The sequence below is a fragment of the Geodermatophilus sp. URMC 62 genome (genome assembly GCF_052931475.1).
The window spans coordinates 706,949-718,611 of record NZ_JBRFHY010000001.1 but is presented as its reverse complement, the minus strand read 5'-3'; the positions used below and the strand labels follow the sequence as shown (position 1 = coordinate 718,611).

The 11,663-nt window shown below is 74.4% G+C and carries 12 protein-coding genes and 1 tRNA gene; 11 read left to right on the top strand and 2 right to left on the bottom strand.

Translation table 11 applies throughout. From position 1 onward, the window contains the following. Positions 1–161 precede the first annotated feature (161 nt). From ACU616_RS03420 to map, 9 genes are all read left to right on the top strand, one after another. Positions 162–1,070, top strand: coding sequence for a TauD/TfdA dioxygenase family protein (locus ACU616_RS03420; protein WP_446757088.1), 909 nt, complete (start codon positions 162–164; stop codon positions 1,068–1,070). 138 nt (positions 1,071–1,208) lie between these two features. Next, positions 1,209–2,159, top strand: coding sequence for a glycine betaine ABC transporter substrate-binding protein (locus ACU616_RS03415; protein ID WP_446757087.1), 951 nt, complete (start codon positions 1,209–1,211; stop codon positions 2,157–2,159). Between the two features lies 1 nt (position 2,160). Next, positions 2,161–3,366 (top strand): quaternary amine ABC transporter ATP-binding protein, encoded by a 1,206-nt coding sequence (locus ACU616_RS03410; RefSeq protein ID WP_446757086.1) that lies wholly within the window; start codon positions 2,161–2,163, stop codon positions 3,364–3,366. Further along, a complete protein-coding gene (locus ACU616_RS03405) occupies positions 3,366–4,304 on the top strand; it encodes an ABC transporter permease (protein WP_446757085.1) in 939 nt (312 codons plus the stop codon). The genes ACU616_RS03410 and ACU616_RS03405 overlap by 1 nt, the downstream gene beginning before the upstream one ends. A 108-nt stretch (positions 4,305–4,412) precedes the next feature. Beyond that, positions 4,413–4,486, top strand: a tRNA-Met gene (locus tag ACU616_RS03400). Positions 4,487–4,572: 86 nt separating this feature from the next. Continuing rightward, positions 4,573–4,860, top strand: a complete 288-nt coding sequence (locus tag ACU616_RS03395; protein WP_446757084.1) for a GNAT family N-acetyltransferase — start codon at positions 4,573–4,575, stop codon at positions 4,858–4,860. A 160-nt stretch (positions 4,861–5,020) separates the two neighbouring features. Then, on the top strand, positions 5,021–6,301 hold the full coding sequence (locus ACU616_RS03390; protein WP_446757083.1) for a cytochrome P450: 1,281 nt from the start codon (positions 5,021–5,023) through the stop codon (positions 6,299–6,301). After that, positions 6,301–6,486: a ferredoxin gene (locus tag ACU616_RS03385; protein ID WP_446757082.1), complete on the top strand. Its 186-nt coding sequence runs from the start codon at positions 6,301–6,303 to the stop codon at positions 6,484–6,486. Before ACU616_RS03390 ends, ACU616_RS03385 begins: the two co-directional genes overlap by 1 nt. A gap of 13 nt (positions 6,487–6,499) precedes the next feature. After that, entirely contained in the window at positions 6,500–7,270 is a 771-nt protein-coding gene (gene map, locus ACU616_RS03380) for a type I methionyl aminopeptidase (RefSeq protein WP_446757081.1), read from the top strand. An 83-nt stretch (positions 7,271–7,353) separates the two neighbouring features. On the opposite strand, the gene ACU616_RS03375 is transcribed toward map, so the two are convergent. Next, complete coding sequence (locus ACU616_RS03375; RefSeq protein ID WP_446757080.1) at positions 7,354–8,511, bottom strand: cystathionine gamma-synthase; 1,158 nt, start codon at positions 8,509–8,511, stop codon at positions 7,354–7,356. Beyond that, the gene (locus ACU616_RS03370) at positions 8,508–9,917 is read right to left on the bottom strand and encodes a cystathionine beta-synthase (protein ID WP_446757079.1); all 1,410 of its coding nucleotides are present in this window, start codon (positions 9,915–9,917) and stop codon (positions 8,508–8,510) included. The genes ACU616_RS03375 and ACU616_RS03370 overlap by 4 nt, the downstream gene beginning before the upstream one ends. Positions 9,918–10,013: 96 nt before the next feature. Here ACU616_RS03370 and ACU616_RS03365 point away from each other — a divergent pair, with 96 nt between their 5' ends. Then, the gene (locus ACU616_RS03365; RefSeq protein WP_446757078.1) at positions 10,014–10,835 is read left to right on the top strand and encodes an alpha/beta fold hydrolase; all 822 of its coding nucleotides are present in this window, start codon (positions 10,014–10,016) and stop codon (positions 10,833–10,835) included. Between the two features lie 41 nt (positions 10,836–10,876). Continuing rightward, positions 10,877–11,656 (top strand): aldo/keto reductase, encoded by a 780-nt coding sequence (locus tag ACU616_RS03360; protein WP_446757077.1) that lies wholly within the window; start codon positions 10,877–10,879, stop codon positions 11,654–11,656. The last annotated feature ends 7 nt before the right edge of the window (positions 11,657–11,663 follow it).

Genomic DNA, 11,663 nt, shown 5'->3' with positions numbered 1-11,663 from the left:
GGCGCCGGCGCACGCTACGGTAATCCCTATGTCTCTGGTCGGGATTGTGCGGATTGCGCTCGTCGAGCGCCGGCACGTCGACCTGCTGCGGTGCGCGAGCGCTCTCTGTACGGCCTGAACGTCCGTCCAGACCCGCCCCACCCAGTTCCCGGAGCCCTCAGATGACCCTGCTCGCAGCCGCCACAACCACCATCGCTCCCCTCGTCCAGCACGCCACCGCACCGGCCGGCCTCGACCTCGAGCGCCTCGAGCCGACCATCGGCGCCCGCGTCCACGGCGTCGACCTCAGCCGGGCCACCGACGACCAGGTCCGCGCCATCCGGACCGCGCTCGCCGAGTACAAGGTGCTGTTCTTCTCCGGCCAGCACGACCTGCACCCCGACGGCCAGATCGCGCTGGGCCGCCGCCTCGGTGAGGTCACCGAGTCGCACCCCGTCGTCCCCGGCGTCGACGAGGAGCACCCGGAGATCTACGCGCTCGACAGCTCCACGGGGGGCTTCGCCGACGTCTGGCACACCGACGTCACCTTCGTGCGCCGCCCCCCGCTGGGCTCGGTCCTGCGGGCGGTCGTCCTGCCGCCCACCGGCGGCGACACCCAGTGGGCCGACCTCGAGCTGGCCTACGAGTCGCTCAGCGAGCCGGTGCGGCGCCTGGCCGACCAGCTCGTCGCGGTGCACGACGGCACGCGGGAGTTCGGCTACTACCTCGCCCAGCGCGAGGAGCGGACCAAGTGGGAGGGGGAGCAGTTCCAGGCCCTCGTCCCGATCGAGCACCCGGTCGTGCGGGTGCACCCGGAGACCGGCCGCAAGGGCCTGTTCGTCAACCCCGGGTTCGTGTCGCACCTCAAGGACGTCTCCGACGCCGAGAGCCGTTACCTGCTCGACCTGTTCTACGCGCACATCACCAAGCCGGAGCACATCGTGCGGCACCGGTGGTCGGTCGGCGACGTCGTCATGTGGGACAACCGCTCGACCGTGCACTACGCCAACCGCGACTACGGCGACCAGCGGCGGGTCATGCACCGCATCACGCTCCGGGGTGACCGGCCGATCGGCCCGACTGGCGCCTGACCGGACACCTGCACGACGCTCGTACCCGAGAACTGACCGCACGGCGAGGCGCAGGTCCCCTCCGAGGGGGCCTGCGCCTCGTCGCACGACCACCCGCCGGGTGAGCACGCACCCGGCGCCACACCGGAAGAAGACCCCATGCTGCGCACCACGATCCGTCCCCGCGCATCCGCGGTGGCCCTGGCCGCCCTCCTCGCCGCGACCGTCACCGGGTGCAGCGCCGAGGAGGACGCCGGCAGCGCCGACGGCATCACCGTCCAGACCGCCCAGTTCAGCTGGACGGCCGCCGGCCTGACCAACTCCATCATCGGCGAGATCGCCTCCGACCACCCCGAGCTGGGTGTGGCGTCGCTGCAGACGACGCAGCTGGACCCGGCCGCGGCCTGGGCGGGTGCCCAGCGCGGCGACATCGACCTGCTGACCGAGGTCGCCCTGCCCAACCAGCAGGAGCTCGCCGACAGCGCGAGCGACCAGGTGGAGATCGTGTCGCAGACCTACGGCGACGCCGCGCAGGGCTGGTTCGTGCCCGCCTACGCCGTCGCACCGGGCGGGCCACTGGAGGGCCTGACCAGCGTCACCCAGCTCAACGACTACGCCGACGCGCTGGGCGGGAAGTTCTACGACGCCGACCCCGGCTACATCACCACCGAGCAGAACACCAAGCGGCTGCAGGGCTACGGGATCGACCTGGAGCACGTCGTCGCCAGCGAGGCGGCCGAGCTGGCGCAGCTGGAGAACAGCTACAGCCGCGAGGAGCCGATCGTGCTCTACCTGTACCACCCGCACGCGGTCTTCGCGCAGTACGACATGGTGCAGCTCGAGGAGCCCACGCCCTACACCGAGGGCTGCCTGGCCCCCGAGGGCGACGGCGCCTGCGCCATGCCGTCGTACAGCGCGAACATCGCCGCCAGCACCGAGCTGCAGGACCAGGCCCCCGAGTTCGCCGGCCTGCTGACCGACCTGCGCATCTCCGTCGAGGAGATGGAGCAGATGCAGAAGCAGGTCGACGTCGACGGCGAGGAGGTCCCCGACGTCGCCCGGCAGTGGGTCGACGACCACGGCGACCAGATCGACGAGTGGGTCGGCTGACGTGACGCCGCCCGTGCTGAGCGTCTCGGGCCTGACGAAGGTCTTCGGGGCGCGCGAGCAGGAGGCGCTGCGGCTGGCCGGCGAGGGTCTCGGGCGTGACGAGATCCAGCGGCGGACCGGGGCGACCCTCGCGGTCCACGACGTCAGCTTCTCCGTCCTGCGCGGGGAGCTGTTCGTCGTCATGGGCCTGTCGGGGTCGGGCAAGTCCACCCTCGTCCGCCTGCTCAACCGGCTGATCGAGCCCAGCGCCGGCACCGTCGAGGTCGAGGGCCGCGACCTGCGTGCCCTCGACGACGCGGCGCTGCGCACGGTGCGCAACGAGAAGATCAGCATGGTCTTCCAGCACTTCGCGCTGCTCCCGCACCGCACGGTGCGGGAGAACGCCGCCTACGCGCTCAAGGTGCGCGGTGCCCCCGCCGCGCAGCAGCGCGAGCGCGCGGACTGGGCGCTGGAGACGGTGGGGCTGCTCGAGCGGGCCGACGCCCGGCCCGACCAGCTCTCCGGCGGCATGCGCCAGCGCGTGGGCCTGGCCCGCGCGCTGGCCGCCGACTCGGAGGTGCTGCTCATGGACGAGCCGTTCTCCGCGCTGGACCCGCTGATCCGCCGCGACATGCAGGACCTGCTGGAGCGGCTGCAGTCGGAGCTGTCGAAGACCATCGTCTTCATCACCCACGACCTCAACGAGGCCATGCGGCTCGGCGACCGGATCCTCATGCTCAAGGACGGGCGCACGGTCCAGCTGGGCACCGGGCCGGAGATCATCTCCGCGCCCGCCGACGCCTACGTCGCCGACTTCACCTCCGACGTCGACCGCACCCGCGTGCTCACCGCGGGGGACCTGCTGCGCGAGCCGCGGATGACCGCCCGGCTCGGCCAGTCCCCGGGGGAGGTGCTGCGCGCCCTCGGGGCCGCGGAGGCCAACGGCGTGTACGTCCTCGACGACCACCGGCGCATCGCGGGCGTGGCGCGCGACGACCTGCTCGCCCGGGCGCGCCAGGAGGGCCGGACGGCCGTGGGCCCGCGCGAACTGGTCGGCGACTACACCACGACCGCGCCGGACCGCCCGCTGGTCGAGTTCGTCCACCTCGTCGGGCGGCACCCGGTGCCGCTGGGTGTCGTGGACGACGACGGGCGGCTGCTGGGCGTGGTGCCACGGGCGGCGGTGCTCGACGCGCTCGCCGCCGTCCCCGCACGACGGGAGGGCTGATGATCCCGCACATCCCCCTGGGCCGGTGGGTGGCCGACCTCATCGACTGGCTCCTGGCCACGGTGCCGTGGCTCTTCGACGCCGTCTCGACGGTCATGTCCGCCCTCGTCGACGGCCTGACCGACCTGCTGGTCACCCCACCGCCCGTGGTGTGGCTCACCGTCTTCACGCTCGTGGCGCTCGTCGTCCGCGGGTGGGGACTGGCGGTCTACACGGTGGTGGCGTTCCTGCTCGTGGTCTCCCTCGAGCTGTGGACGGAGACGATGCAGACCCTCGCGCTGGTCCTCGTGGCCGCGGTGATCGCCACGGCGATCGGGGTGCCGATCGGGATCCTGGCGGCCCGCAACCGCGCGCTCAGCGTCGCCGTCCGGCCGGTCCTGGACTTCATGCAGACGACGCCGGTGTTCGTGTACCTGATCCCGGCCGTCTTCTTCTTCGGCGTGGGCGTCGTGCCCGGCGTCGTGGCGACCATCCTGTTCGCCATCCCGCCCGGCGTCCGGCTGACCGAGCTGGGCATCCGGCAGGTCGACCGGGAGGTCGTCGAGGCGGCGCACGCCTTCGGCGCCCGGCCCGGCCAGGTCCTGCGGGAGGTCCAGCTGCCGCTCGCGCTGCCGTCGATCATGGCCGGCGTCAACCAGGTGATCATGCTGGCGCTGTCGATGGTCGTCACGGCCGGGCTGCTCGGTGCCGCCGGCCTCGGCGCGGTGGTGGTGCGGGCGGTGACCCAGCTCGACGTCGCCTCCGGGTTCGAGGGGGGCCTCGCCGTCGTCCTGCTCGCGATCTTCCTCGACCGGCTCACCGCGGCCTTCGGCCAGCCGACGGCGCTGTCGCGGCTGCTGCGGGCCCGGACCCGCCGGGTCCCCTCCGGCGGCGCGGCCGAGCAGCCGGGCCGGCGGGCGGAGGAGCCGGCGGCGGCCGGCGCGCGCACGGCCGCCTGAGGACGACCGGCCGACCCGGCCCTCCGGAGGGCCGGGTCGGCCGGTGTCCGGCCGGTGTCCGGCCGGTGCCGAGGGGCGGGCAGGAGCGTGTACAGTCGGTCTCACCGACGCGGGGTGGAGCAGCTCGGTAGCTCGCTGGGCTCATAACCCAGAGGTCACAGGTTCGAATCCTGTCCCCGCTACTGGCGCGAGGGCCCCGGAGCACCTGCTCCGGGGCCCTCGTCGTGTGTCCGGAACAGCCCGGGCGCCGCGGCGGTTGGCGCACGGCATGGAACCGACCGTGCACGACGCCCCGGACGCCGAGCGCTACGAGATCCGCGACGGCGACCGCCTGCTGGGCCTGGCCGCCTACCAGCGCCACGGCGAGCAGGTGGTCTTCACCCACACCGAGATCGACCCCGACGCCGAGGGGTCGGGCCTGGGCGGGAAGCTCGTCCGGGCCGCTCTCGACGACGTCCGGGAGAAGGGCGGCCGGGTCGTGGCGCGCTGCTCGTTCGTCCGCGGCTGGATCGAGCGCCACCCGGAGTACGGCGACCTGGTCGACGCCACCTCCTGACGCGCGGGGCCGCCGGCCGGGAGGGCGGTGCTGCGGCGCGTGAGTGGCCGGCCGCCTCGGGAACCGAGCCGGCGCGTACGGCCCGGTGTGTTGCCCGTCACGCGCTGTCGTCTCTAGCGTGGCCTGGCCGCCGTCAGCCGCGCCGAGGAGGCCCCCGCCCGTGACCGTCGCACCCCAGGACGTCGACCTGGCGTCCGTCGACCTGTCCGACCGCGACTGGTGGGTGCGCCCGCCCGCCGAGCGGCACGCCGCCTTCGACCGGCTGCGCGCCGAGCGCCCCTTCGCGTTCTTCGCCGAGGCGGAGATCCCGGGCATCCCGGCCGGCCCCGGCTACACCGCGATCACCCGCTACGCCGACCTGGAGGCGATCAGCTCGCAGCCGGCGGTGTTCTGCTCGGGGCAGGGCGCGGTGTCGATGCAGGACGTCCCGGCCGAGCTCAACGAGTTCTACGGCTCGCTGATCAGCATGGACGACCCGCGGCACGCCAAGATCCGCCGGATCGTGTCCAAGACGTTCACCCCGCGGATGCTGGAACGGACGCTGGACTCGGTGCGGTCGGTCGTCGACGACGTCCTGGCCCGCGCCCGGGCGACGGCGGAGGCGGACGGCGGGGTCCTCGACGTCGTCGCCGACATCGCCGCGCCGATCCCGCTGCGGGTCATCTGCGACATGATGGGCGTCCCCGAGGAGGACCGGCCCGGCGTGCTGGCGCGGTCCAACGTCATCCTCTCCGGCGGCGACCCCGACCTGATCGAGGACGAGGAGGACACCCTCACCGCGTTCCTCACCGCCGGCATGGAGATGGCCGCGCTCATGGAGCGCCTGGCCGCCGAGCGGCTGGCCGACCCGCGCGAGGACCTCACCACCGCGCTGGTCACCACCGAGGTCGACGGCGAGCGGCTGACCCACCAGGAGATCGCCTCGTTCTTCATCCTGCTGCTGGTGGCCGGCAACGAGACCACCCGCAACGCCATCTCCCAGGGGCTGCTGGCGCTCTCCGAGCACCCGGAGCAGCGGGCCCGCTGGGCCGCCGACCCCGGCCTGGACCGCACCGCCGTCGAGGAGGTCGTGCGCTGGGTGAGCCCGGTGACCTGGATGCGCCGCACCGCCACCTGCGACGGCGAGCTCGACGGCCACCGCTTCCGCGCCGGCGACAAGTTCCTGCTCTTCTACGCCGCGGCCAACCGCGACCCGGCGGTCTTCCCCGACCCGCAGGTCCTCGACGTCGGCCGCGACCCCAACCCGCACGTGGGCTTCGGCTCCAAGGGCCCGCACTTCTGCCTCGGCGCGCACCTGGCCCGCCGGGAGCTGCAGGTCACCTTCCGCGCGCTGTTCGACCAGCTGCCCGACCTGGAGGTGACCGGCCCGCCCGACCGGCTGCGCTCGTCGTTCGTCAACGGGCTCAAGCACCTCCCGGCGCGGCTGACCGGGCTGCGCTGATGCGGGTCACCGCCGACCGCGAGATCTGCGTGGGCTCGGGACAGTGCGAGCTGCTCGCGCCGGAGGTGTTCGAGGTCGACGACGACGGCGCGGTGCGGGTGTTGCAGGAGGAGCCGGACGACGACACCGCCGTCCACGACGCGGTCTCCCAGTGCCCGACCGGAGCGCTCTCCGTCGAGGGGTAGGCGGAGGACACCGATGATCGAGCTGCGCACGCCGGGGGAGCTGGAGGCCATGCGCGCCGCCGGGGCGGTCGTGGCCGACGTGCTGGCCGCCGTCCGTGCCGCCGCCGCACCGGGTGTCCGGCTGACCCGGCTGGACGAGGTCGCGCGTGATGTGCTCGCCGACGCCGGTGCCGGCTCGCCGTTCCTCGGCTACGCCCCGCTGTCCACCACGCCGCCGTTCCCTGGGGTGGTCTGCCTGTCGGTCAACGACGTCGCGCTGCACGGCATCCCGACTCCCCAGGAGCTCGAGGACGGCGACCTGCTGAGCGTCGACGCGGGCGCCACCCTCGACGGCTGGGTGGGCGACGCGGCGACCACCTTCCTGGTGGGCACACCGCGGCCGGAGGACCTCGGGCTGGTCGCGACCGCCGAGCGCGCGCTGGCGGCCGGGATCGCCGCGGCGGTCGTCGGCAACCGGGTCGGCGACGTCTCGGCCGCCATCGGCGCGGTCGGCCGCGCCGGGGGCTGCGGCATCAACACCGACCAGGGCGGTCACGGCGTCGGCCGTTCGATGCACGAGCCGCCGTCCGTGCCGAACGAGGGCCGCCCCGGCCGCGGGCTGCCGCTGCGCCCGGGGCTGGTCATCGCCATCGAGCCGTGGTTCCTCGCCGGCGGGAGCGACGACTACCGGGTGGACGCCGACGGCTGGACGCTGCGCAGCGCCGACGGCAGCCGGGCCGCGCACGTCGAGCACACGGTCGCGGTCACCGACGACGGGCCCCGTGTCCTCACCGCACCGAGGTGAGGACGGCGGGATCGGGCGAGGCCGTCGGCCCCCTCCCGGTCCCGCCCCGAGCGTGCGAGGGGCGGGGAGGAGGGGGTCCTTCGTCAGGCCAGCGCCTGCTCCAGGTCGGCGAGCAGGTCCTCGACGTCCTCGATGCCCACCGAGAGCCGCACCAGGTCGGCCGGCACCTCCAGCGGGGAGCCCGCCGCGCTGGCGTGGGTCATCCGGTGCGGGTGCTCGATCAGCGACTCGACCCCGCCCAGGGACTCCGCCAGCGTGAACAGCCGGGCCCGCTCGCAGACCCGCAGCGCCGCCTCCTCCCCGTCGGCCAGCCGGAACGACAGCATCCCGCCGGGGCCCGACATCTGCTTCGCCGCGATGTCGTGCCCGGGGTGGTCGGGCAGGCCCGGGTAGAGGACGCGCGACACGGCGTCGTGGGCGAGCAGGTGCTCGGCGATCCGCCCGGCGTTGTCCTGGTGGCGGTCCATGCGGACGCCGAGGGTCTTGATGCCGCGCAGCACCAGCCAGTCCGACAGGGGGCCGGAGACCGCGCCCATCGCGTTCTGGTGGTAGGCTAGCTGCTCGGCGAGCTCCTCGTCGTCCCCGACGACCAGCGCGCCGCCGACGACGTCGGAGTGCCCGCCCAGGTACTTCGTCGTCGAGTGGACGACGACGTCGGCGCCGAGGGTCAGCGGCCGCTGCAGGTAGGGCGAGGCGAAGGTGTTGTCGACCACGAGCAGCGCCCCGGCGGCGTGCGCGACCTCGGCGACCAGCGCGATGTCGGCGACGTTGAGCAGCGGGTTGGTCGGCGTCTCGCACCAGACCAGCCGCGTCTCCGGACGGATCGCCGCCCGCAGCGCGTCGACGTCGTTGAGGTCGGCCGGCGTGTGCTCCACCCCCCAGCGCGAGGCCACCCGGGAGATGAGCCGGAACGTGCCGCCGTAGGCGTCCCCGCCGAGGACGACGTGGCTGCCCGGCCGGCACACCGTGCGCAGCAGGGTGTCCTCGGCGGCCAGGCCGGAGGCGAACGCCAGCCCGGTCCGGCCCTCCTCCAGGGCGGCCAGCGCCTCCTGCAGCGCCGTCCGGGTGGGGTTGCCGCTGCGCGCGTACTCGTACCCCCCGCGCAGGCCGCCGACGCCGTCCTGCTTGAAGGTCGTCGCCAGGTGCAGGGGGACGACGACGTCGCCGGTGGCCGGGTCCGGGTCCTGCCCGGCGTGGATGGCGCGGGTGTTGAAGCCGGGGGTGCCGGCCGAGGAGGTCATGTCCCGACGGTAGGGGCCGGTGCCGCGGAGGACGTGCCGGCCAGGTGCCCGAGCACGTCCTGCCGGGTGACCACGCCGGCCGGCTTGCCCTCCTCGTGCACGAGCAGCGCGTCCGCCGTGCCGAGGGCCGCCACCGCGGCGCTGACCGGCTCGCCGGAGCCGATGATCGGCAGCGGCGGGGACATGTGCCGCTCCACCCGGTCGGCGAGACTGGCCCGCCCGGCGAACAGCGCGTCGAGCAGCGTCTTCTCCTCGACCGACCCGACGACCTCACCGGCGGTCACCGGCGGCTCGGCGCGCACCACCGGCAGCTGGCTGACGCCGTACTCGCGGAGGATGTCGATGGCGTCGCGCACCGTCTCGTTCGGGTGGGTGTGCACCAGCTCCGGCGTCGCCCCGCCCTTCTGGGCGAGCAGCTCGCCGACGGTGCCCTGCGTGGCCTGCTCCAGGAAGCCGTAGTCGGCCATCCAGTCGTCGTTGTAGATCTTGCCGAGGTAGCCGCGCCCGCCGTCGGGGAGGAGGACGACGACGACGTCGTCCCGCGTCAGGCGCTCGGCGGCGCGCAGCGCGCCGGCCACCGCCATGCCGCACGAGCCCCCCACCAGCAGCCCCTCCTCGCGGGCCAGCCGCCGGGTCATCGCGAAGGAGTCGCCGTCGCTGACGGCGACGATCTCGTCGGCGATGCTGCGGTCGTAGGCGTCGGGCCAGAAGTCCTCGCCCACCCCCTCGACCAGGTAGGGCCGCCCGGTGCCGCCGGAGTAGACCGAGCCCTCCGGGTCGACGCCGACCACGCGCACCCGCCCGCCGGAGGCCTCCTTGAGGTAGCGGCCGGTGCCGCTGATCGTGCCCCCGGTGCCGACACCGGTGACGAAGCAGGTCACCCGCCCCTCGGTCTGCGCCCAGATCTCGGGGCCGGTGCTCTCGTAGTGCGACCGCGGGTTGGCCGGGTTGGCGTACTGGTCGGGCTTCCACCCGCCGGGCGTCTCGCGGGCCAGCCGGTCGGAGACCGAGTAGTAGGAGCGCGGGTCTGCCGGGTCGACGGCGGTCGGGCAGACGTGCACCTCGGCGCCGTAGGCCTTGAGCACGTCGATCTTCTCCTTGCCCACCTTGTCGGGGCAGACGAAGACGCAGCGGTAGCCGCGCTGCTGGGCGACCAGCGCCAGCCCGATGCCGGTGTTGCCGCTGGTCGGCTCCACGATCGTCCCGCCGGGCCGCAGCGCGCCGCTGGCCTCCGCGGCGTCGACCATCCGCACGGCGATGCGGTCCTTCACCGAGCCGCCGGGGTTGAGGTACTCGACCTTGGCCAGCACCAGCGGCGCGTCTGCCCCGAGGTGACGGGTCACGGACGTCAACCGGACCAGCGGGGTGTTCCCCACCAGCTCGATGACGTTCTCGACGTACTGCACGCAGACCCTCCTCGCCGGGGCCCCGGGCGGGCGCCTTCGACCCCTGTCATCCCACCACCTCCGATGAGTTCCGGCGGGTCCGGCCGTCCACCCCACATGACGACGACGGACCTGCGGGTCGACGAGGGGTACGCACCGGTGACCGGGGGCGTGCGGGCGTACTGGCGGAGCCTGGGGGAGGGCGGCACGCCGCTGGTGGCGGTGCACGGCGGCTTCGGGGTGGTCGAGGCGTGGGGCGGGGTCCTGGAGCGGCTGGCCGCCTCCCGACGGGTGGTCGCGGTCGAGCCGCAGGGGCACGGCCGCACCGCCGACGTCGACCGGCCCTTCACCTGGGACGCCCTGGCCGACGACGTGGCCGCCCTCGTGCGGCACCTGGACCTGGGGCCGGTCGACCTGATGGGCTACTCCCTCGGTGGCGGGGTGAGCCTGCGCGCCACGATCCGGCACCCGGAGCTGGTGCGCCGCCTGGTCGTGGTGGCGGCGCCGTGCCGCCGCGGGGGCTGGCTGCCCGACGTCCTGGAGGGGATGGCCGGCGTCAGCAGCGCCGGGTTCGAGTGGATGCGGCAGTCGCCGGTCTACGACGCCTACGCCGCCGTGGCGCCCGACGTCGACGCGTTCCCGGCCCTCATGGACAAGACGGGCGACCTGCTGCGCACCCCCTACGACTGGAGCGACGAGGTGCGCGCGATCACCGCCCCCGTGCTGCTCGCCTACGGCGACTGCGACAGCGTCCCGCCGGCGCACGCCGCGGAGTTCTACGGGCTGCTCGGCGGCGGGCTGCGCGACCCCGGCTGGGACGGTGCCGGGCGCCCGGCGTCCCGGCTGGCGGTCCTGCCGGGCCGGACGCACTACGACGTCGCCACCGCCCCGGAGCTGGCGACGGTGGTCGACGGGTTCCTGACCGCGTCCGTCCGCTGAGGGCACGTGTCGCCGCCGGCGGGCACGGGCAGGGCAGCGGGGTGACCGCGACCCTCCCCACCGTGCCGCTCGACGGCGGCGGCGGCATGCCCCTGCTCGGCTTCGGCACCTGGCAGATGACCGGCGCCGGGTGCTACGACGCCGTCCGGACCGCCCTGGACGCCGGGTACCGGCACCTGGACACCGCGACGATGTACCGCAACGAGGCCGAGGTGGGGCGGGCGCTGCGCGACTCGGGGGTCGACCGCGACGAGGTCTTCGTGACCACCAAGCTGCCGCCTCGCGAGGCCGGCCGGGCCGAGCGGACGCTGACGGCGTCCCTCGACGCGCTCGACGTCGACGCGGTCGACCTGTGGCTGGTGCACTGGCCGCCCGGGGGTGCCGGGGAGGACCTGTGGGAGCGCTTCGTCGAGGCCCGCGAGGCCGGGCGGGCCCGGGCCGTCGGCGTCAGCAACTACTCGCTGGACCAGGTCGACCGGCTCGCCGAGGCGAGCGGCGTGCGGCCGGCGGTCAACCAGGTCAGCTGGGCGCCGTCGCGCTACGACGCCGCCGTCGAGGCCGGGCACCGGGAGCGCGGCGTCGTCCTGGAGGGCTACAGCCCGTTCAAGAACACCGACCTCGCCGACCCGGTGCTGCGCGAGGTGGCCGAGGCCCACGGCGTGACCCCGGCGCAGGTGGTGCTGCGCTGGCACGTCGAGCACGGCGTCGTCGTCATCCCCAAGTCGGCGACCCCGGAGCGGATCCGGGCCAACCTGGCGATCGGGGACCTCTCCCTGTCGGACGACGAGGTGGCGCGGATCGACGGCCTGGCCAGGGGCTGACCGCGGG